Source organism: Streptococcus pseudopneumoniae, from assembly GCF_001068775.1.
Lineage (GTDB): Bacteria > Bacillota > Bacilli > Lactobacillales > Streptococcaceae > Streptococcus > Streptococcus pseudopneumoniae_N.
Window position 1 is genome coordinate 1 of sequence record NZ_JWAJ01000083.1, and the last position, 22,697, is coordinate 22,697.

Annotated in this window: 19 protein-coding genes and 2 pseudogenes; all 21 read right to left on the minus strand. The window is 39.9% G+C overall.

Annotated features, from left to right (window positions below; genetic code table 11):
• Nucleotides 1–79 (minus strand): annotated as a pseudogene (locus tag ADF68_RS03810) (IS200/IS605 family transposase); the annotation flags it as partial.
• 190 nt (nucleotides 80–269) lie between these two features.
• Entirely contained in the window at nucleotides 270–1,616 is a 1,347-nt protein-coding gene (gene glnA, locus ADF68_RS03815) for a type I glutamate--ammonia ligase (protein WP_049548707.1), read from the minus strand.
• 35 nt (nucleotides 1,617–1,651) lie between these two features.
• Complete coding sequence (locus tag ADF68_RS03820; protein ID WP_049548708.1) at nucleotides 1,652–2,008, minus strand: MerR family transcriptional regulator; 357 nt, start codon at nucleotides 2,006–2,008, stop codon at nucleotides 1,652–1,654.
• 65 nt (nucleotides 2,009–2,073) lie between these two features.
• Nucleotides 2,074–2,610, minus strand: coding sequence for an FUSC family protein (locus ADF68_RS03825; protein ID WP_049548709.1), 537 nt, complete (start codon nucleotides 2,608–2,610; stop codon nucleotides 2,074–2,076).
• A 131-nt stretch (nucleotides 2,611–2,741) separates the two neighbouring features.
• Complete coding sequence (gene mraY / locus ADF68_RS03830) at nucleotides 2,742–3,722, minus strand: phospho-N-acetylmuramoyl-pentapeptide-transferase (protein ID WP_049548710.1); 981 nt, start codon at nucleotides 3,720–3,722, stop codon at nucleotides 2,742–2,744.
• 1 nt (nucleotide 3,723) lies between these two features.
• Complete coding sequence (gene pbp2X, locus ADF68_RS03835; RefSeq protein WP_049548711.1) at nucleotides 3,724–5,979, minus strand: penicillin-binding protein PBP2X; 2,256 nt, start codon at nucleotides 5,977–5,979, stop codon at nucleotides 3,724–3,726.
• A 3-nt stretch (nucleotides 5,980–5,982) separates the two neighbouring features.
• On the minus strand, nucleotides 5,983–6,300 hold the full coding sequence (ftsL, locus tag ADF68_RS03840; RefSeq protein WP_000229662.1) for a cell division protein FtsL: 318 nt from the start codon (nucleotides 6,298–6,300) through the stop codon (nucleotides 5,983–5,985).
• 9 nt (nucleotides 6,301–6,309) lie between these two features.
• On the minus strand, nucleotides 6,310–7,260 hold the full coding sequence (gene rsmH / locus ADF68_RS03845; protein ID WP_000159438.1) for a 16S rRNA (cytosine(1402)-N(4))-methyltransferase RsmH: 951 nt from the start codon (nucleotides 7,258–7,260) through the stop codon (nucleotides 6,310–6,312).
• Nucleotides 7,261–7,328: 68 nt separating this feature from the next.
• Nucleotides 7,329–9,155 (minus strand): excinuclease ABC subunit UvrC, encoded by a 1,827-nt coding sequence (gene uvrC / locus ADF68_RS03850; RefSeq protein ID WP_049548712.1) that lies wholly within the window; start codon nucleotides 9,153–9,155, stop codon nucleotides 7,329–7,331.
• Between the two features lie 70 nt (nucleotides 9,156–9,225).
• Nucleotides 9,226–9,927 carry a matrixin family metalloprotease gene (locus ADF68_RS03855; RefSeq protein WP_049548713.1) on the minus strand — a complete coding sequence of 234 codons (702 nt, stop codon included), beginning with the start codon at nucleotides 9,925–9,927 and terminating at the stop codon, nucleotides 9,226–9,228.
• Between the two features lie 119 nt (nucleotides 9,928–10,046).
• Nucleotides 10,047–11,212: pseudogene (locus tag ADF68_RS03860) on the minus strand (peptidoglycan bridge formation glycyltransferase FemA/FemB family protein).
• A gap of 4 nt (nucleotides 11,213–11,216) precedes the next feature.
• Nucleotides 11,217–12,437, minus strand: coding sequence for an aminoacyltransferase (locus ADF68_RS03865; RefSeq protein WP_049548714.1), 1,221 nt, complete (start codon nucleotides 12,435–12,437; stop codon nucleotides 11,217–11,219).
• A gap of 130 nt (nucleotides 12,438–12,567) precedes the next feature.
• The gene (locus ADF68_RS03870) at nucleotides 12,568–13,347 is read right to left on the minus strand and encodes an alpha/beta hydrolase (protein WP_049548715.1); all 780 of its coding nucleotides are present in this window, start codon (nucleotides 13,345–13,347) and stop codon (nucleotides 12,568–12,570) included.
• Nucleotides 13,348–13,412: 65 nt separating this feature from the next.
• Complete coding sequence (locus tag ADF68_RS03875) at nucleotides 13,413–15,074, minus strand: ribonuclease J (RefSeq protein WP_049548716.1); 1,662 nt, start codon at nucleotides 15,072–15,074, stop codon at nucleotides 13,413–13,415.
• Nucleotides 15,075–15,947: 873 nt separating this feature from the next.
• Nucleotides 15,948–16,640, minus strand: a complete 693-nt coding sequence (locus tag ADF68_RS03880) for a phosphoglycerate mutase (RefSeq protein ID WP_000240129.1) — start codon at nucleotides 16,638–16,640, stop codon at nucleotides 15,948–15,950.
• A gap of 130 nt (nucleotides 16,641–16,770) precedes the next feature.
• On the minus strand, nucleotides 16,771–17,169 hold the full coding sequence (locus ADF68_RS03885) for a hypothetical protein (protein ID WP_049524525.1): 399 nt from the start codon (nucleotides 17,167–17,169) through the stop codon (nucleotides 16,771–16,773).
• Between the two features lie 89 nt (nucleotides 17,170–17,258).
• A complete protein-coding gene (gene ileS, locus ADF68_RS03890; RefSeq protein ID WP_049548717.1) occupies nucleotides 17,259–20,051 on the minus strand; it encodes an isoleucine--tRNA ligase in 2,793 nt (930 codons plus the stop codon).
• 274 nt (nucleotides 20,052–20,325) lie between these two features.
• On the minus strand, nucleotides 20,326–21,084 hold the full coding sequence (locus ADF68_RS03895) for a DivIVA domain-containing protein (protein WP_049548718.1): 759 nt from the start codon (nucleotides 21,082–21,084) through the stop codon (nucleotides 20,326–20,328).
• Between the two features lie 9 nt (nucleotides 21,085–21,093).
• Complete coding sequence (locus tag ADF68_RS03900; RefSeq protein WP_049548719.1) at nucleotides 21,094–21,879, minus strand: RNA-binding protein; 786 nt, start codon at nucleotides 21,877–21,879, stop codon at nucleotides 21,094–21,096.
• Nucleotides 21,876–22,139: a YggT family protein gene (locus tag ADF68_RS03905; RefSeq protein ID WP_049548720.1), complete on the minus strand. Its 264-nt coding sequence runs from the start codon at nucleotides 22,137–22,139 to the stop codon at nucleotides 21,876–21,878. The genes ADF68_RS03900 and ADF68_RS03905 overlap by 4 nt, the downstream gene beginning before the upstream one ends.
• On the minus strand, nucleotides 22,139–22,690 hold the full coding sequence (locus ADF68_RS03910; protein WP_049548721.1) for a cell division protein SepF: 552 nt from the start codon (nucleotides 22,688–22,690) through the stop codon (nucleotides 22,139–22,141). Before ADF68_RS03910 ends, ADF68_RS03905 begins: the two co-directional genes overlap by 1 nt.
• Nucleotides 22,691–22,697 lie beyond the last annotated feature (7 nt).

Consider the following 22,697-nt stretch of genomic DNA (forward strand, 5'->3'; position numbering starts at 1 on the left):
GTCTATACTTAGGGGTGAACACAATGTGATATTTACACATCCATTTTGTGTGTGATAAACTATGTGCTTTTTGAGCCATATTTTTCTCCTTTCGCTTTACAATTGGCTTGAACACCTTAATTGTATCGCGTTTGGAGTTTTTTGGTATAACCTTCGATGCGCACCCGCATAGCGGGTGGTTTTTTTGTCTCGCAACTAACGGAGCGAGACGGACTGAAAGTCACATAAGAAAAAAGATCGTCCTCACGGACAATCTTTCTGATTTATCATTAGTATAGATCTAGGTAGTTATCAATTTCCCATTGTGAAACGAAGGTTGCATAGCTTGCCCACTCAATTCGTTTGGCTTCAAGGAAGCTAGTGTAGATGTGTTCACCTAGAGCTGCTTTAACCACTTCGTCTTCTGTCAAAGCTTTCAAAGCATTGTGAAGCGTTGATGGAAGGTCTGTGATGCCAGCCTCTTTACGCTCTTCTGCAGTCATGATATAGATGTTTTCTTCGATTGGTGCTGGTGCCTCGATTTTATTTTCGATACCGTTCAAACCAACTTCTAAAAGAACAGCCATAGCAATATAAGGGTTTGCCATTGGGTCCACTGAGCGCAACTCCAAACGTGTTCCCATTCCGCGTGATGCTGGTACGCGGACAAGTGGTGAACGGTTACGACCAGCCCAAGCGATGTAAACCGGCGCTTCGTAGCCTGGAACCAAACGTTTGTATGAGTTAACTGTCGGGTTCATGATAGCTGTATAGTTGTAGGCATGTTTGATCAAACCACCAAGGAAGTGGTAAGCAGTTTCTGACAATTGCATTCCTTTTGGATCATTTAGATCAAAGAAGGCATTGTTTCCTTCCGCGTCAAACAAAGACATATTGCAGTGCATTCCTGAACCAGCTATACCAAATTTAGGTTTAGCCATAAAGGTTGCATACAAACCATGTTTACGAGCAATGGTTTTTACAACAAGTTTAAAGATTTGAATCTTATCACAAGCACGAAGAACTTCATCATATTTAAAGTCAATCTCATGTTGACCTACAGCAACTTCGTGGTGACTTGCTTCGACTTCAAATCCCATTTTGGTCAAGACGTTAACAATCTCACGACGAGTGTTGTCAGCAAGGTCTGTAGGCGCCAAATCAAAGTAACCACCCTTGTCATTCACTTCAAGAGTTGGGTCTCCATTTTCATCAAGCTTAAATAGGAAGAATTCTGGCTCTGGTCCAAGGTTAAAGGATTTGAATCCAACTTTCTCCATGTGATGAAGAGCTCGTTTAAGGTTGCTTCGAGGATCTCCAGCAAATGGCTCTCCTTCTGTTGTATAGACATCACAGATCAATCCTGCGACACTACCGTTCTCATCTCCCCAAGGGAAGACAGTCCAGGTGTCCAGGTCAGGGTACAAGTACATATCTGATTCATTGATACGAACAAACCCTTCAATAGAAGATCCATCAAACATAGCCTTGTTTGACAAGACCTTGTCTAGTTGTTCATCTGTAGCAGGAATTTCGACGTTTTTCATTGTTCCCAAAATATCTGAAAACATGAGACGGATAAAGGTTACATTTTTTTCCTTAACTTCACGACGAATATCTGCAGCTGTGATTGGCATGGTTTTTCTCCTTATATATGACGACTAGCGGTTGCCTAACCGCGACCAAAAGGCGATTGTTGAGAAGCAAAGCGACTTTGTTGAAGAACCTCATTCCGAAGGGCCCGACGCACCTCAGTTTGACTGACTGGTTTCTTGACTTTCGCCTCACGTTCGGCATATTTTTTCTTAATGGCAGCAATATTGAGACCTTCTGAGATGTAATCTTTAATCTCAAGCAACCGATCCATATCATTCAGCGAGTACATACGGCGATTGCCTTCGTTTCGATCAGGCTTAATCAAGTCCTGATCTTCATAATAACGAATTTGGCGAGCCGAAAGATCGGTCAACTTCATAACACTGCCAATAGGAAAAACTGCCATATTGCGACGAAATTCTTTTTCCTTCATGTACACTTCCTTCTTTCTGTCTATTATAGTCTAATTTTTTTTAACCGTCAAACGATAATGTCACATTATATGACATTATTTTTCTTTTTCTCAAAAATGCTACGTAAGCGGTCAATATCATAATTTACGATAATTGCCACAAAAACACCCATAAAGGTTTCAAAAACTCGGGCAAACACGTACAAAACAGTCTCTCCACTCGGAATTGATAAGGTAATAATCAACATAGCCGCAACTCCACCGATAACACCTGCTTTATTGTTCATTGCAACATTTGTCATAATGGTTAACATGGTGCAAATTGGAACAACAAGGAGGGTTACCCAGAAGGCGCCGTGAAAAAGATTATTTAAGAGAAAGAAAATAAGGGCATAAAAACCACCGATACTATTTCCGAGAATACGTGATGTCCCAAAGTGGACACTCTTATCAAAGTCTTCTCTTAAACTAAAAACTGCAGTAAGAGCTCCAATCTGAAGTCCTTTCCAACCAAAAAAACCAAAAATCATGAGAACTAAAAAAACAGCGATTCCTGTTTTAAATGTTCGCATTCCTAACTTAAACTTAGATTTATCAAATGTATACTTTTTAAAATAACTCATTATTTCAACTCTCTATCTCCATTTTACCATAAATTCACTCACTTTTGAGAAAGGTAGGGCAATAAACTGTAGGAAAAGACAGAAAAAGAGAAGGGCATAAATCCTTCTCTCTTATAATCAATATTCTATTTTTAGAATAAATACATGAAAGTCAAAGTCAAGAGACTAGCAAGCAAGCCCACTCCCCAGAAGAAGAAGTCGACCTTCCACTCACTCCAAGCTTGGCCTTTCCCAGAAAAGCCCCCCAACTCAAAATGGTGGTGAACTGGTGTCATACGGAAGATACGTTTTCCTCCAGTCAACTTAAAGTAGGTGACTTGCATCATAACAGATGTGGTTTCAAAAACATAGAGCAAACCAATCAAGAGTAACGTCCATTCTTGGTGTAGCGCCATGGAAATAGCCGCTAACATTCCACCAAGGGCTAGGCTACCAACATCTCCCATGAAAACTTTAGCAGGCTTGTGGTTAAAGACAAAGAAGCCAAGAAGACCACCAATCATGGCTACAATCACTAGTAAGATATCGAGCTGATTTTGCACATAGGCAATGACTCCATAGGCAGATAGGCTAATCACCACCGAAATACTTGCCAAGCCATCGATTCCGTCAGTCAGATTAACTGCATTTGAAAAACCGACCAACCAGAAGAGGGCAAAGAGAATATAAAGAACACCTAAATGCAAGGGAAAACCAAATACATTTAAGATATCTCCTCCTCTTTCATAGAAGAAATAGAAGATAACCCCTCCGACCAACTGAAGCAAAAGCTTCTGTTTAGGATTGAGTCCTTCATTGATTTTGCGGAAAACCTTGAGGAAATCATCCAAGAAACCGACCAAACCATATAAGACCAGGATAAAGAGGATCATTCCGACATTATTGGTTAATTGATTGGTCACGAGAGCAAGGACCAGACTAACTAAAACTCCTGCTAGGAGAAAGACGAGTCCTCCCATGGTTGGTGTCCCAGCTTTTTCTTGGTGTTGTTTGACATCCTCATGCATCTGTTGACCGGTAATCTGTGCTTTATGGTAAAAACGGATAAAGGCTGGAATTCCTATGACTGTTAGAATAAAGGCAATCACTCCAGCAAAGATAGAAATAAGCATTCTAATCTCCTAATGTTATTTTTATTTTCTGTAAATCTTTTAAAGTTGTATTGGAACGAACACTTTGCTTTTTAACAGTTTCTCCTGTACCTTCAAACTCAACTTCAAGATTCAGCCATTTGGCAAAGGTTTCAACATTTTTCTTAGACCAGCCATATAAGTCAGGCATCTCTTCTACCTTGTCTGAAAGGAGTAAGATTTGCTCATTAGCGTCTAGATTTGTTCCTTCTGCCACTGAACTGTCCTTGATTTTTGTTCCTGAACCGATAACGATTGGTTGAACAAGATTGCGTCTCAGTTCCTCTGCCATATCTCCCGGACTATAGTCCTTGGTCGCTGGCATTGCATAACTAGTTGTTGTTGTAACTTGATCCAGATTTTTAGCTGTAGACTGAAGATTAAGAGATTCTTTCATAGCAGAAGCTCGTTCAAGAATAGGATTAGCAAATTCTCCAAACCAAGGTGTAGAAAAGTGTTCTGGCTGTTGAACTGTTACGTAAAGAATAAAATCAGGATTTTCAGAAGGATGCATGGTTACTACAGAAAAGATATAATTGGTTTTCCCAACTAAATATCCTCCGTTTTGCTCATCGGCAATTTGAGCTGTTCCAGATTTGACAGAAACATTCTGACCAGGAACAGTAATTACTGGTTTATTATCATTACGATTATACATGGTCCCATAAATAGGGTCTGTACCAACCAAAATCATGTTTTCCCTAGTCAAACTAGCCGTTTCTTTAGAAACAGGATTACCCACAACTTCTTTTTGCGACTTCCGAACTGACTGATCATTTGGATCATAAAGGGCGCTAATAAACTTTGGTTCTAACATAACTCCGTCATTCGCAATGGCTGTAAAAGCACGTAGCATCTGGGTCTGCGTTACAGAAATCCCCTGACCAAATGCACTCATGGCAATATCGACAATATTATCTGCAGGCAATTGACCTGAATACTCATCAGTCAGACCAAAACGCGTCGGCACCCCAAACTTAAAGCGATTGAGATAATCCAACCAAGTAGCATCTCCCATTTTTTGTTCAAGTAGACTCATTCCAACATTACTGGAGAGAGCGAAACCTTGTAAGAAAGTCATCATCCTACCAGTAGTCAAACCAGCATTAACATCCCAATCTCGAATCGTCGCATCCGCTATTTTTAATTCACTGCTATTGAAAACTTCTCCTCCTGGGAAAGTGTTATTATCAATAGCAGCAGCGAGCGTCATAACCTTCATGGTTGACCCCGGCTCATAGTTACTTTGATAGAGGATATCACGCCAAACAAAGTCCTTAGTCAGCCCTTCCTTAGTATCAGCATCGAAGGTTGGTCTCTGCGTCGTTGCAAGAATTTCCCCTGTTTTAGCACTGACCAAGGTTGCTGTCATATACTTGCCTTTTACTTTCTCTTGAAAGGCATCCATTTGACTTTCCATAAAGGACTGCAAAGGACTAGATAGGGTCGTATAGACGTCTTTCCCGTTTACGGTCTGTTGGGTGACTTGTTCTGTACCAGGAACAATATTACCTAGACGGTCTTTTTCATAAGTAATAATACCATCTGTCCCTGCTAACAAGCTATTCAAGGAGCTCTCAATGCCAGATGTACCAATAAGACTTTTTGTCCCATCTTCATTTTCATGTAACTGTGCTAAACCAATAAAGGATGAAGCAAATTTCCCATTTGGATAACTTCGATTGGGACTAGTGGTAAAATTAACACCCTCAACCTTCGCGGCTTCTAAGTCCTGTTTAATGGACATCATATTAGCGTAGGTAATCCCATTTCCCTTAGCACCAAAGGAAACCTGTTTGAGACTTGGTTGAGAGAGTTGATCCTTGACGTAGGTCTCCTCCATATCCAAGTACTTATGGAAAATTTCGGCTACCTTATTGTACTGAGATTCTTCTACATATAGAACATCTCCATTAGCTGACTTATAATCCTTATCAATGACCGCATAAACATTATAGGATGTTGCATCCTCTGCAATCGGCGTTCCATTACGATCATAAATGGTTCCCCTCTTAGCAGGAACTGTCAGAGTTGTTTGGTGAACCTTACTAGCTTCTTTGACCAGGTCAACGCCAAACTTCTTCCCCATACCAATAATCACCGCAAAGTTAACCAAAAAAACAGCAAAGAGAAAGACGGCCAAAAGACTGAGACTCTTCCCAACTCGTCTGCGGTTTTCAAGGGGAGATTTGCGATTCTTAATGGCAAAGTGTACTATTTTTTCTTTCCAGGTTTTCATATACTACTCCGCCGATCGGATATTTTCATTGTTTAGTTGCAGTTCTTGCGAATTCGCAATCCCTGTCAGTCGTTCTGAACGGATCAATTCATTGACTTCTTGCTTAGCATCATCCAACTCCGTTTTCTTTTCTTCAATTTGAGCATTAACAGTCGTTAGTTCACTCTGGACTTGCAAAAGCTTGGTTTGCATATAGACCACACTGATGGCTAAGACAAGGGCTGTAATGGCAATTGAAAGGTAAAAGGCCTTTTCAACACGTGAAAATCTTTTGATACGAGCTTGCAGTAATTGGCTCGTCGTTTCTCTTTTTTCTACCATTTTATCCCCTTACTTGTGAATTTTTCGAGCTACTCGTAGCTTGGCTGAGTGGGAACGATTATTGGCCTCCAACTCCTCCTTGCTTGGTAGAATCGGTTTGCGAGAGACTAATTCCATCTTAGGCTTGAGATCATCCGGGATGAATGGCAAGCCTTTTGGAACCTCTACCGTCGAAGCTTCCTTGAACAATTGCTTGGTCAAGCGATCTTCCAGCGAATGAAAGGTAATGACTGAGATTCTTCCGTCCACTGCTAGTAATTCCATAGCTTGTTGGATGGACTCATCTGCAGCTCCTAATTCATCATTGACCTCAATACGGATGGCTTGGAAAATTTGCTTGGCCGGATGACCTTTTTTCTTGAGTTCCTTGGCAGGCTTAGCAGACTTGATAATCTCTGCTAATTCAGTCGTTGTCTCAATCGGTTTCAACTCACGCGCCTGTTCAATCTTCCGAGCAATCTGCTTGGAAAACTTATCTTCTCCATATTTGAAAAAGATTCGTACCAAGTCATGATAGTCATAATGATTGACAACCTCATAAGCGGTCAAACTAGCTTCCTGGTTCATCCGCATATCCAGTGGCGCATCCTTTTTATAAGAAAAACCACGCTCACGCTGATCCAACTGCGGGCTAGAAACCCCCAAGTCATAACAAATACCATCAATCTCTTCTACACCTGCTTCCTGCAAACGTAGCTGCAAATGACGGAAGTTGTCCTTGATAAAGGTGACCATTCCTTTTTCGATATAAGGCGCCAGACGTTTTTGTGCATTATCAATGGCATTCTGGTCCTGGTCAAAGGCATAGAGATGCCCCTTTTCACTTAGTTTACTTAATAAATACTCGCTATGGCCTGCTCCACCCAAGGTCGCATCAACGTAAATACCGTCAGGTTTCACATCAAGCATATCAATAGTTTCATGGAGCATGACCGTTACATGATGAAATTCTTTAGTCATATCTTATCTATTTTACCACAATTCTGACTAGCTTGCACTCGCTAAAGCAAAAACCTTTCCTTACTACTTTAGCCCTTGTATTCAGCAGACGACTCAGCAACCTGAGCTAGTTCTACACGCTCTTGGGGATTCAAGTGTTGATGAACAGCCTCTGCGACTACTCTTGGCACTCCAACTTCGACAATCTCATCCACACTGGCTTCCTTGATTTTTGCCAGAGATTTGAAATATTTCATCAAATTCTGCTTGCGTTTTGGACCCAATCCCTCGATGCCATCAAGCTGAGAGGAGAAAGAGTTTTTAGAACGCAGTTGACGGTGGAAAGTGATAGCAAAACGGTGCACCTCATCTTGGATGCGTTGCAAGAGGAAAAATTCCTGAGAATTACGAGACAGCTCTACCACCTCAAGCGGATCTCCAAAAAGCAATTCGTGGGTTTGGTGCTTATCATTTTTTTGCAGACCTGCAATGGGAATATCCAAGCCTAGCTCTTCTTGGATAACCTGCTTAGCAATATTTACCTGACCTTGTCCTCCATCAATAACGATTAAGTCAGGCGGTGTCAAACCATCTCGTTGGACTCGGCCATAACGTCTGCGAATAACCTCTCGCATACTTGCGTAGTCATCTGGCCCAACAACTGTCTTAATCTTATACTTGCGGTAATCCTTCTTGCTCGGTTTCCCATTGACAAAAACTACCATGGCAGAAACTGGACTAGTCCCCATGATATTGGAGTTATCAAAGGACTCGATGCGAACTGGGATTGGAATTTGTAGAAGTCGTCCCAGATTTTCAATAGCCCCTTGAGTCTTTTCAACTGATTTCTCTAACAGATTAAACTTCTGCTCTAGACTAACACGCGCATTTTTGATAGCCAGATTAACCAGTTGTTTCTTCTCACCGCGTTGGGGTTTGAGAATTTTGGTATCCACCAAGGCTTTGACTGCCTCTTCATCAATATCTTGAGGAATCAAAATCTCATTGGGAACCAGATGAGATTTTTCCTGATAAAATTGTCCCACATAGGTCAAGAAATCCTCATCAGGATCGTTGTAATAAGGGAAGAGATTAACATCGCGTTCAATCAACTTGCCCTGGCGTACAAAGAAGACCTGGACGCACATCCAACCCTTATCCACATAGTAACCAAAGACATCTCGGTTTTGGAGATCCTTAGCCATGACTCTTTGCTTAGTTCGCAAAGTACCAATAGCCTGAATCAGATCTCGATATTCCGCCGCGCGTTCAAATTCCATACTCTGAGCTGCCACATTCATCTTTTCCTTGAGGTCATCAATGATTTTGTCATCCTGACCCTTTAGAAAATCAGAGACTTCTTGGGCCATGGCTTTGAAATAAGCTTCGTCTTTCTTACAGATGGTGTGAGCCATGCACTGGCCGATATGGTAGTAAAAACAGACTTTTGACGGTGGATTGGTACACTTGCGAAATGGGAAAATCCGATCCAGAAGTCTCTTGATTTCATTAGCTGCACCGACATCAGGATAGGGGCCAAAATAGAGACCTCCATCTTTTTTGACCTGACGAGTAATAATCAAGCGAGGATAGCGCTCATTTGTAATTTTAATAAAAGGATAAGACTTGTCATCCTTGAGCATAATATTGTATTTAGGCTTATTTTCCTTGATCAGGTTGATTTCCAAAAGGAGGGCCTCAATATTAGACTCCGTGACAATAAACTCAAAATCCACAATCTCAGATACCAGGGCTTCTGTCTTAGTATCATGACTTCCGCGGAAGTATGACCTCACGCGATTACGCAGATTTTTAGCCTTTCCTACATAGATAATCGTGCCGTTTTTATCCTTGTGAATGTAACAACCAGGGCTGGTCGGCAAGAGCTCCAGTTTTGATTTAATCAAGTTATTCATAGTTCCATTATAGCAAAAAGCTCCCCTCATTGCTTACATCAGGGAGCTCTATTTTTCGTTTTAAAATCACTTATTCTCCAGACTCATAAAGTTCTTGAACTGCTTGAACATCTTGAGCCTGAATACCATAATAAGAACCTGCTGGCTGCATGACTGAAACTTCATTAGTATGCTCCAAACCAATGGCATGTCCTAACTCATGCTCGGCTGTATGCAAGATGCGATCATAGGTATAGCCATAGTTTGGATTAGATAGATAATAATGATTCAAACGAACTGTTACTGAAGTAAATTGTTTGGTTAGGAGATTTGTCTGGCTCTCCGCCTCACCGGCAACAGATGTGGAACCATCATTCATTTCAGTCGCAAAAATAGTTGCTTGGTCAGGTTCTGTCACAACTACAAAATTAAAAGCACCGGTCTGATTCCAATTGGTAATAGCCTCAACGTAAGCCTTTTGAAAGGTTGCATCCATTTGAGAATCAATATAAATTGTCGCCTGCGCTTGGGGCCATTTTACTCCTGAATCTTGATGATGATCGGTCTGAGACAAGCCTTGCAACTTACCAGTTTCTTGCCATTGATGCCAACCTGCTTGACCAACTTGAACTAATTGTCCCGCTTGATTGAAGACACCAGATAAATCCCCCGTCACATACCAGAGAATCCCTAAAGCAATGAGAATTAAGACTACAAGAGTCCACACAAGGCGCCAGAACATGCGCCAAATTCCTAGTAACAATCGACATAGAACACGTATAATCCAGAACATGATTTCCCGCCTTTCTAAAAAAATAAGAATCTATCTTTTAGCCAAGGTTTCCCATTCTAAAGATAGATTTCTTATTTTACTTTAGTAAGCTGAAAGAAAACTAAAACCACTTTGTTCACTTATTTTCCGATTATTTTTTTCAAAAATTGTAAACACTTAAACTTGATTGGATTTGGATAATATCGGAAAGTTCCTGCCTTTCTCACAATATAACCATTAAAGTTCTGCTTAAATCGTAATACGCCATCACTTCCATCAAAAATCCCTTGAATACCTAGAAAGTTGTATTTGTCAATTTTTCTTTCCAAGGCCTGCTTCATTGCATGATATTGAAGTAAAAACGGAGCAGAAAACTTCTGATACTCTGTAAATGAGCCTCCAAACAAATATGTTGCTTCTGTATTTATGTAAATGATTAAAGCACAAGCTAAAGCAATGTTGTCAGATTCACTATCCAAGTTCCTCAAAAGATCTTTTTTCTTTTGTAAAGCTTGATATTGCTGTTTAAATTGCTTTGACTTTTCATCAAGACCAGCCTGCTTCACATCGAGAGCTTCGATTGATTTTTTAGGATTCACTTCAGCAATTAGAAAAGCCGCCTTGTCCTCAAAAGCATCATACAATTTACAGTAATAATCTAAATTCTTATCCTTAAACCCTTGTCTTTTTCCTGTTTCTTCAATAATTTGTTTGAATTTCGAAATTTCATCTCGTTCTATATTTCTTATAGTCAGATTAAAATCATATGCTGATTGAATATTTCGAATACTGTTTTTATTAAAGGATTTCAGCAAAGATTTCTCATCGTAACTCTTCAAATCTTTGATAAAATGCCAAAAAATCTCACCATTAGGGTAACCGGTTGGCAAACCATCAAATTGGTAGCCTAAATTACACAGATCTTGGATAATACTTTTTTCTTCTTCATCTATTGGCTTCCCATCACTATCAAAAGTTTGATAAGTTTCATAAGGTTTTACAAGCAACTCTAATACACCATTTTGCTTGGCATATTCTTTTAACTCCTCATAAAAAACTGGAAGAGCATCTTGTTGGGTATAAATCGGCCCCGAATTGACCTCCATATGCAGCCCCCCCAGCATGGGCAAGCTATAAACCAGAGCTGCAACTTGAATTTCTCCTTCTTGTTTCAAAGCAAGGTAAACAATCGAGCCCCTCTTTTTTCTAATAAGTCCCCCATCTGGACAGATTGCATAAAGGAACGAGAAGAAACCTGATCAGAATAAGTACGAAACTCTTCTTTCGTGAGTGTAGTTAGTGCCATATACTTACTTTCTATGTTTTTTTCTTAATGTTTTACGGAAATCAAGAGCAAGTCTTAACAGAGGATAGAGAGGATGAGTCGGCATTGTAAATTCACCCAAATATTCTTCAATCGTTGGATTAAATTTTTCCTTAAAATGATAAAGTCCACCATTGAGAGAGTTTTCAACACCACCTAAATTTTGCCACACCATACCTCGCTCAAAGGCATAGCGAGCCGTTTCATACCAAGTTAAAATTGGTGCATTGTAACGTTTAAAATCATCATTCATACCAGCATATAGATTGACAGAGGTATTACCAAATTCCAAACTCAAAGTAGCCGCTAAAGGAATGTTTGTTTTTCCCATATTCATATATCCCTGCAAGAAATCTATTTCCTCTTCTAAACGTTCTTTTTCTTTTATATTTTCCTGAACTTTTGAAGGTTTGGTTGCATCATTAAATTTTTCTGCAACTACTCTATTTTTTTCTAATTGTTCTTCTAATTCTCTTAAACGCTTAGAAACATCCAAACTCGTTAGCGTGATATAGGAATCTTCTTTGAAGTTATCCAATAATTTTTTATAATAAGCTTCGTTTCTTAAATGAATCTCTTTTCGCTTCTCAGTTTTTTTCATCAACTCCGAAAATGAATCTAATAGTTCCAGTCCACCATATTGAATCTCAAGCCCTTTGTTTCGTGCTGTTCGGATAGCTTGCCTCGTTGATTTAGAAAGTTTATCTTCTTCAAAATTTTCCTTATATATTTTCGCCTGAATACGAGGCTGAATGGTGTCATCCATTTCGGTTGTCCGCCCAGACCACTTCACTCCTAATTGCCCTAAAATCTCAACAATAGAAAGTTTTTCAGGATATTCTGTTTTGTCTTGATTGACCAAATGTTGAGATAGACAAATACTTGGATCGAAAGTCACAAAAACCGCTCTCTTACTGCGAGCATAAGACTTAATAGACTGCAGGACAAACTTTAAAAGTTCTATATCCCTGTAATCCAATATAGGACCTCTTGGAATATAAAACATTTTATACCCCAAAGGTAGAGACTTTATGAGAATACTAGCCACAGCCAGTAAGTTCTCCCCTTCATAGACACCAAGCCTCTCATGATTCCAATCAGATTTAACTTTTTCCCAGGCACTGCTTTGTAATATATTGACCAACTCATGTTGTTCGATAAATCGATCATGCTCTAACGAAGAAATGCCAATTTGATAACGATACATATCTCACTCTCTTTCACCTAGTATCTCATTACTATTTTACTACTTTCAATTAAAAAGTCTAGTGAAAATAAACTCTCATTTTTATTTTTAACCTTAGAGAAACAGTCTATATTATTTTATCGATAAAAAACTAGCTCAATCTCTCTTCCAAAACAAAATCAATTGGCAAGGTAGCCAAAAATCGTTCCAATTGTTTTTCCCAGTAATACCACTCGTGGTTGCCTGGGCTATGACTATAAGAAATATCAAAACCAAGTTTCTTGAGATTCTTCACTGCTAGATTATTGGCAGCATACAAAAAATCTTGCTCACCACACCAAGCCCAGAGTTTGGTCTTCTTGTCTGACTTGTTAGCAAGAGTTTCAAGTGAGTAAGGGCTAGTTTCCCAGTTATCAAGCTTGCCAAAAACTCCCCGCCAGTAAGCAAGCGTTCCAAGATTTTGGCTTTCAGGAGAAAACTCCTCGAAGCTAAGAGCTCCAGAAAAACTAGCTGCGTGTGAGAAACGATTGGTTGACAAAGCCAACTTGAAGGAACCGTAGCCTCCCATTGAAAGGCCAGCGATAAAATTTTTTTCACGCTTGCTAGACATATTAGGGAAGAAACGTTTGAGCACTTTAGGCAGTTCTTCTGCTAGAGCTGTATAGTAGTTATAGCCATACTGAGTATCTGTATACCAACCGTTACTTGTATTAGGCATGACAACAATCAGATTGGTCCCTCGCACCAAACGCTCTACATTGGTCCGTTTGAGCCAACTGTTGTGATTCCCTGACATTCCATGAAGGAGATAAAGAACAGGAATATCTGTAGAATCTGGTTCCTCAACCCGAGACGCATCTGGGTAGAGAACATTCACTCCCCACTCCATATCTAAAACTTCTGAGTAATACTCAATCTTCATTACTGCCATAACTTGCTCCTTATTCGTTTAAGATAAGAAAAAGCCGAAACTCGACTTTCTCTTGCTATTTGATCCTATTTTGCTTCCATGACTACTGGTAAGATAGCTGGGCGACGCTTGGTTTGGTCAAAGAGGAACTTGGCCAAATGATCACGTACCTTACCTTTGAGTTCTGCCCAATCAAACTCTTCACCTTGTAGATAGTTTTCTACTGTTTGATTGACTAACTCTGTACTTTCGCGCAAGATATCACGGCTCTTCTTGAGATAGACAAATCCACGCGTGTGCACTCGAGCTTTAGCAATGATTTTTTTCTCACGACGGTTAACAGTGATAGCCACGATGAAAATCCCATCTTCTGACAAGACCTTACGGTCACGAAGAACGACATTCCCAACATCTCCAATAGCATTCCCGTCAATCAAAACATCGCCTGCTGTAACTGCACCAGATGGAACAAAGTCCCCATGCTCGTAAGACATAGTAGTCCCTTTTTTAGGGATAAAAATACGTTCTGGTAGCATACCAACTGCCATAGCAGCCTTAGCATGGGCATCCAACTCACGGTATTCTCCTTGGATTGGAAAGAGATACTGAGGTTGCAAGAGATTGATCATCAATTGCAAATCACGCGCATTCCCATGTCCTGACACACGCAAGCTATGAGTAATTGGCTTGACAACTCCACCTGCTTGGTAGACCATATTTTCTACACGTGCCATAACCGCTTCCTTGGCGATTGATGGTGTTGTAACAATATAAACTAGGTCACCTTCTTTGATTTCAACATAGCGGTGACGACCGATAGACATCTTGCGTAGACCGTTAATTGGTTCACCCATACGTCCAGTTTCAAGAATGATCAACTCATGATCTTCAAAACGCGACATATCTTTTGGTTTAATCAAAAGATTTTCACTTGCTAAAGACAATTTTTTCAGACGAATAGCTGTACGGACGATATTTTCAATATCGAATCCTGTCAAGACAACACGACGTCCTGTCTCCGCAGCTGCATCAAATACCTGCTGGATACGGGAAAGGTTACTTGCAACTGCAGCAACGATGATACGTCCTTCCCAGTCAGAAATGGTTTGCGTGATTTCTACACCAACTTCATTTTCACTGGCTACTTGGATATTGCTATCTGCATTCGCAGAATCACTTAGAAGAGCCAGGACTCCTTCACGACCAATCTCTGCCAAACGTCCAAAGTCAGTGGCATATGATTCACTAGCTGTTTGGTCAAACTTGAAATCTCCTGTATAGACGATGTTACCTTCAGATGTTTTCAAAACCACACCCAAACTTTCTGGGATAGAGTGGGTTGTACGGAAGAAGGATACTACCGTTCCACCAAAATCAATCTCTGTATTTTCATCAATAACATGGAAATCATCGAATTTCTTGACGCTGTCATTTCCTTTAACAAAGAGTTTAGCCAGTTCGATGGTCAGCTCTGAGCCAAATACAGGAACCTTAGCTTCTGCCAAGAGATAAGGAAGAGCGCCAATCGCATCCGCGTGTCCGTGTGTTAAAAAGACACCTGCAATACGGTCACTATTTTCAAACAGATATTCCATATTTGGAATAACGACATCGACACCCAACTGTTCATTTTCAGGATATTTCAAACCTGCGTCCAATACAAAAATCGAGTCGTTAATTTCTGCGATGTACATGTTTTTACCATTTTCACGCACACCTCCAAGTGTTGTTAATTTAATAGTATTCATTTTTCCTCCGAATAGTCACTTCAACTTGTTTGTAGAGCTTTAAAAGCTCTCTTTTTCTGAAAGTCCAATTCACTTTCAGCCGAATCTTTTCCATTCATTATACCATTTTTTTACTAATTTTCAAAATGAATCTCACAGATAAGGGAGGAGAGTTTGCTGGTAAAAAAACAGGAATGACCTACACCCTAAATGTTAGATTTTTCTTGGCTGCTGGTCAGCATTATATGGCTTTAATAATGAACGAGCACTTATACCCTTTCTACTTCAGCAAATCAAAAACAAGTGAACGGCATGTTAGCAGAGGCTTTCAAAATTGACCAATCCGAGTATACTATCTCTCATAGCTACCAAGGACGGTAATAGCACCATGATTTTTATCATCAATTTTTTAATAACAAGGATTGTCATAAATGAAAAGGAAACGATGATGCCCTTCTTTAGTATTTGGAAATGGGATCTCGTTCTAAGGCTATGAGAAAATGTTTAAGGCTCTGAACCAAATGTGACATGAAATTGTAAACAATATTGATTATTATAGTGGATTAAAATAAGATATGAACAAAGAAATTAGGAAAGTCAAATAAATTTCTATAAATGTTTTAGAATCCGTAGCCTACTATTCTAGGTTCAATCCACTATACTTAAAAAAAGAATTAATACTCAATGAAAATCAAAGAGCAAACTAGGACGCTAGCCGCAAGCTGTACTTGAGTACGGTAAGGCGACGCTGACGTGGTTTGAATTCGATTTTCGAAGAGTATAAAATCAAACTAAAAGGACTCAGCTCTGTGCAAGACAGAACTAAATCCTTTGCTTGAATTATTTGTGTAACTTTTTGAGATCGATATAAATCAATCCTAAACTTACATTTTTTTATTTTCCAAGGTAGTATTCAGAAACGACGTTCAATTTTTCGTCGAATTCGAATACCAATGGTGGGAAGTTAGGGATTTCCACGTCCATGATTTCGTCGTCTGACAAACCTTTGATGTGTTTTACAAGGGCACGGATTGAGTTACCGTGAGCTCCTACGAATACGTTTTTACCATCTTTAAGAGCTGGAGCGATTTTATCTTCCCAGAATGGAAGGGCACGTTCCAAAGTCACTTTCAAGTTTTCAGCATCTGGAATGACTGAGTCGTCAAGTGAAGCGTAACGACGGTCAGTGTGAGCTGAGTGCTCATCATCACGGTCCATGTTTGGAGGCAATACATCGTATGAACGACGCCAGATGTGAACTTGTTCATCACCAAATTGTTCAGCAGCTTCAGCTTTGTTTTTACCAGTCAAACCACCGTAGTGACGTTCGTTCAAGCGCCATGATTTTTCAACTGGAACCCACAATTGGTCAGAAGCTTCAAGAGCCAAGTTCGTTGTTTTGATTGCACGTTTCAATACTGAAGTGTAAGCTTGGTCAAATTCGATACCAGCTTCTTTGATCAATTTACCAGCGTCAATCGCTTGTTGTGTACCTTTTTCAGACAAATCAACATCAGCCCAACCAGTGAAAAGGTTAGCTTTGTTCCATTCAGACTCACCGTGGCGAGCAAAAACCAATTTTACCATTAGATGGATTCTCCTTTAAATTTTCCGAGGTTTCCCCTCGTTTATCTATTCTATTTTACACAATTTTTCACAAAAAAGCTAGTCAAAACCAAAAAGGAAAGGACTGTTTGACAATCCTTTTCCTTATTTTTTATCCTTCAACTTTGAATTTTTTGAGACTTCCTAAAAATAGTGAACCACCGATAATTGCTAGGATTCCTCCTACCCAACCAAGGGCTGGAATCAAGCCAACTGCTCCACCTACGATTAATAGGACAGAAGGAGCCGAACCAACACGACTTTCTTCCTTATAGTATACAATCGCAACAATTCCTAAAACTAAAATAGCAATTTTTAAAACGGTTGGAAGTAAAACTCCTGCAACTCCTGCAACTGTTGTAGATGCAGTTAATTCAGGACTCTGTGTAGCTGTTGCTGTAGCAGCTGTACTCACAACTGCTGCTAGTAAAAGAAGTGGGGCAATAAGCAAGTAGATTCCACCTACTAAACCAACAATACCACTATAAAGTGCTAAAGCTTTTGACTTCATAATAAATCTCCTTTAATGTTTTATACTAAATATCATACCATAACTAGTTAAAATACTCAATTCATGAATATTCTCCAGACTGCTCGAAACTATTTCTCTTCAAATCCTTCTGCGACTGCGTCCGCAAAGTTTTCTTCTACGATGCTTGCACAGTGGTCACAGATGACTGCGTGGTAGCTGCGTTCTGCTGTTGTTGGGTCGATACGACGGCAACGGTCACATACTTCACCTGCAGCGCGTTCAACTGTGAAGGCTACATCTTCGAAGCTAACGGCAGCTTCTGGAGCTGGTCCTTCTGCGATAGTCAATTCAGACACGATTAAAAGTTGAGCTACATTGCTGTTTACTGCTTCGAGCAGAGTTTTCACAACTTCATTTGGATAAACTGTCAAGTGAGCTTCAAGTGATTTACCGATTACTTTGGCATTACGAGCCTCTTCCAAGGCTTTTTGAGCTTGTCCACGGAAGTCCATAAAGGCAGCCCATGTATCTAAGATTTCTTCTTGGTTAGCAAAAGTTTCTGCTTCTGGCAATTCTGACAATTGAACGAAGTCTTCTGTTTCAAACTCAAGGTATGACCAGATTTCTTCCGCAGTGTGAGGAAGGATTGGTGTCAAGAGTTTCGTAATTTTGACAAGAATGTCATAGAAGACAGTCTGCATTTGACGGCGTTCCAATGATTTGGCACCTTCGATATAAACAACATCTTTGGCAAAATCAAGGTAGAAGGCTGACAAGTCAACGTTGATAAAGTTCACCAAGGCCTTGTAGATTGTCAAGAATTCAAAGTTTGCGTAAGCATCACGAATGGTCTTAACAAGCTGGTTAAAGCGAATCGTCATGTACTTATCAACTGAACGAAGCTCATCGTAAGCTACTGCATCCTCAGCTGGGTTAAAGTCAGATGTATTAGCAATCAAGAAACGAAGAGTGTTACGGATTTTACGGTAAGATTCCGATACTTGGCTAAGGATATCCATTGAGATACGAACGTCATTGCTAGTATCTACACTTGTTACCCAAAGACGAAGAATTTCAGCGCCAAATTGTTTCTCAACATCGCTAGGCAAAATAGTATTTCCAAGAGATTTGGACATCTTTTCATCCTTACCATCAAGCGTAAAACCTTGAGACAAGATTTGTTTGTAAGGTGCTACGCCATGGTTGGCAACAGATGTGATGAGTGATGAGTTGAACCAACCACGGTATTGGTCAGAACCTTCAAGGTAAAGGTCAGCTGGATAAGTCAGATTTGGACGATTTACCAAAACACCATTCCATGATGAACCTGAGTCAAACCATACATCCATAATATCTGTTTCTTTCTTGAACTCCCCATTTGGAGAACCTGGATGTGTAAATCCTTCTGGCAAGAGGTCTTTGGCATCACGTTCCCACCAAATGCTTGAACCATGCACTTCAAAGAGTTGAGCCACATGTTCGATAGTCTCAGCTGTCATGATAGCTGTACCGTCTTCTGCATAGAAGATTGGAAGTGGAACACCCCAAGCACGTTGACGAGAGATAACCCAGTCACCACGGTCACGAATCATATTATATAGACGTACTTTACCCCATTCTGTATGGAATTTAACTTTATCAATAGCATCCAAGATTTCTTGGCGGAATTTAGAAACAGAGGCGAACCACTGTGGTACTGCACGCCAGATAATTGGTTTCTTGGTACGCCAGTCAAATGGATATGAGTGAGAGATTTCTTCTTGGGCAAGAAGGAGGTTACCAAGTTTCTCGATAACAGTTGGAACCACTTTGTCGTAGAATTGGCCTTCAAACTCAGGACCAGCATTCTTCATCATGATACCACGTTCGTCAACAGTCACTGCGACTTCAAGACCATTAGCAATACCAACATTGTAGTCGTCCTCACCAAAACCAGGGGCTGTATGGACAATACCTGTACCAGAGTCAGTAGTAACGTGGTCACCAAGGATCACCAACTCATCTACAGCTGTATCCCATGGATGTTCTATTACGATGTGGTTGAGTTCTTGACCACGGTAAGTTGCCAAAACTTGAACATCAGCCCATCCAAATTTCTCAGACAAGCTAGTCAACAATTCTGCAGCAACCACAAACTTGCGAGCTTCACCAGCAGGTTGAACCAAAACGTAATCAATATCTGCACCAACCGTCAAACCACGAGAAGCTGTGATCGTAAATGGAGTTGTTGTCCAGACTACGATATAAGTATCTGTATCTAGGATACCTTTGCCATCTTTTACCTTATTGGCATAGTAAAGAGAAGTTGAAACCAAGTCATGGTATTCAATCTCTGCTTCGGCAAGAGCTGACTCAGATGACCATGACCAGTAAACTGGTTTTGCACCACGGTAGATATAGCCTTTATTAGCCATCTCACCAAATACACGGATTTGGGCTGCTTCATAGTCTGGAGTTAAAGTCACATATAAATTTTCCCAGTCACCTGACATCCCCAAGCGCTTGAAATCATCACGTTGTTTATAAACTTGAGAAAGAGCGTACTCACGGCAAAGTTTTAAGTACTCAACCAAGTCCATTTCTTTGCGCTTAACACCTTGCTTTGCCAAAACTTGCTCGATTGGCAGACCATGAGTATCCCAACCTGGGATATAAGGTGCGTTAAAACCTGACATAGACTTAGAACGAACAATGATATCTTTTGAGATATGATTCATGGCATGTCCAACATGGATATTTCCGTTTGCGTATGGAGGGCCATCATGCAAGACAAAATGAGGTTTCCCTTCATTTAGTTCTTGACGACGTTGGTAAAGTTTTGCATCTTCCCATTCCTTTTGCCAAACTGGCTCTTTGGTCGGAAGGCCTGCACGCATTGGGAAAGCTGTTTTCCCAAGATTAAGGGTATCTTTGAGTTTCATGGTATCTCCTTTATAAATAATAACAAATTAAAAACCACGACTTCCAAAAAGGACGAAAATCGTGGTACCACCTTTATTCGGAAAAAGATCTAATCTTTCTCCCTCTTATCCCGTAACGTGGGGAACGTCAAATCTTACTCCATTCAGACTTGAGTTTTTGAGAGGATAATCTAATCAACAGGGATTGTAGGACTTCCACCATCGCCTACTCGCTGAAAATATGTGTGATTAGATCTTGTTCTCAGATTTTACAATTATAAATGTCGAGAAATTGTTATTCTGAATCCTCTTTAGACTCAGAACTCATTTCATTATTTACTAACGAAGATAAGTCAGATAAAGTTGATTCATCCTGTGCTTCCATCAATTCACGATTAGTTGCTTCTATACGTGCTTGGAGCTCAGCAACCTCTTCAGGTGAAAACTGACGAGTCAAATCATTGGCTTCCTCCTCATGAAATGCTGAAATATTTTCCCCCAAAGCCTCTCTAACCACCTCTTTAAAGACCTCATCACTGGTTTGTAAATAAGTTGCTGTTGGACGTAAAATTTCTTCCCAATCAGATGAATCAACGATAGCCAGTTGACTTTCAATTGTGGATTTCAAGCGTTGATGGAAGACGCGACTCTTATTCTTCAGTTCTTCTGTCTCAATCGCAACCTTCTTAGCATTATCAGTTGCTTGACGTAAAATTTCATTTGCCTTGTACTTAGCTTCATCAAGCAAACGTTGTGATTCCTGTTCAGCATGATGAATGATATTATGAGAGCGTTCAGTAGCTGCTTGTTTAACTCGCTCAGCAGTATCTTGAGCAATTAACACAGACTGACTCAATGAATCTTTCATCTCATCAAAATAAGACAAACGCTCTTCTAAATTTCTAATTTGTTGATCTTTATCATGGTTACTTCGAACCAATGTTTCATAGTCTCGAACTACAATATCGAGAAATTCATCAACTTCTTCAGGATCAAAACCTCTAAACTTAGTACTAAAGCTTTTATCCTTAATCTCTAACGATGTAATTGGCATATTTTCCCCTCACTTACTTAATAATAATTGTATTGTCAATTTCTTCTTATCCCTTTTTGTCTGACCATTTTCTCTCAGAACACTAATCCTTCCAAAACGTCTGACACTTACTAAATCACCAATCTTAACTTGATAATCAGATTTTTCAACCAGATGGTAATTTACCTGAACATATTTTCTTTCTAACAAATCAGCTGTCTGCGAGCGAGACAATTTCAGAACATTTGACAAGAAAGCATCCAAGCGCATACTCGGAACTAAAACTTCCTTTTCCTGATAATCATTCTCGGCCTCTATCAGATTTTCAAAAGATACGACTTCTAGCTTGACAGGTAGATTGGCAATCTTTTGAATCCCGTCTTGGAAGAGGGAAGTGAATTTCTGGTCTACAATGATTTGAGCTCTATTTTCCGTTACCACTATATCACCAAACAACTTGCGATCGATTCCCAGACGATTCAGAACAGTTCCTAAAATCTTGGAATGTGTCAATTGGTCAAACTTGCTAGAATAAACAATCTCAAGCAATTCCATTTCAAAATCCGTCAAAGTCGGTATGAAATAATCTGGTGCAAGTAGTACACGACTATACTCAGTAGCTACAAAATCATTGCTAGAAAAAACTTGAATCCCTTGATGATTTCCCAATGTCTTTAAGATAAAGACCTGATGGGGATTGATAAAGGGAGTTAAGATGGAAGCGTAATGCTCTTCTACCTGCCTTAGCCACTCCAAGCCTTTATCAATAAAGGAAATATCCTCGACTGAGAAATGCTGATAGATGTCTTTTCTCATGCTAGTATTAAAAGAAAACGGATCAGATAGTTTCCAAGCAAATGAACTAAAACGACAGCCACCCAGACTGAAAAATCTAAACCACCAATACTTAGTGGCAGACGTCTCAGGGGTTGAAGAATCGGTTTGACTAAATTAGTCAACAAACGACCTGCTCTAGTCTCATAGGCAGTTGGAAACCAGGATAAGAGAGCAAACGCTACAAGTATCATAGAATAGATATCTGTAGCGTTTTGAATAAAGCGAACTAGAAATATCATTATCTCACTCGTTTTCTCTTCATATCGAAATCAAACTCTTCACCATGAGTTCCCTCAGGTAAACGAATATCTTCAATGTTAACCACAACTCCTACTGGTGTCAAAAGGTACATGGTATTTGCAACCTTTCTTAATTCACCAGCAAGTACATGACGAGCTCCATCTAAATAGTCTAGACAACGACGCGCTTGTACTTCAGTCATGTATTGGAAATCGATTAAAATACTTTCATTGCCTGCTAGTAAATCAACGATATCCGTTGCATCTTCGTAGCGACGAGGATAACGAACATCAATGGTTACCTTTTCTGTACTACGATGACTCTTCATCGCTAATTCTTGCTGACGAGCATGAAGGCGCGTAATATTTTTTTCCTTTGAATTCACTTGTGAAGGCTGGGAAAGTTGTTGAGCTTGTGGAAGTTCTTCCATGGGGGCAGAAACTGATGTTAGCGTTTTTTCAGGCTTTAATTCAGCAACGTTTGGTGCCACTTCTTCTCCATCTTCAGTGAAATAATCTATAAACTTTTCAAATTTATTTTTTAGTGACATGGTTATT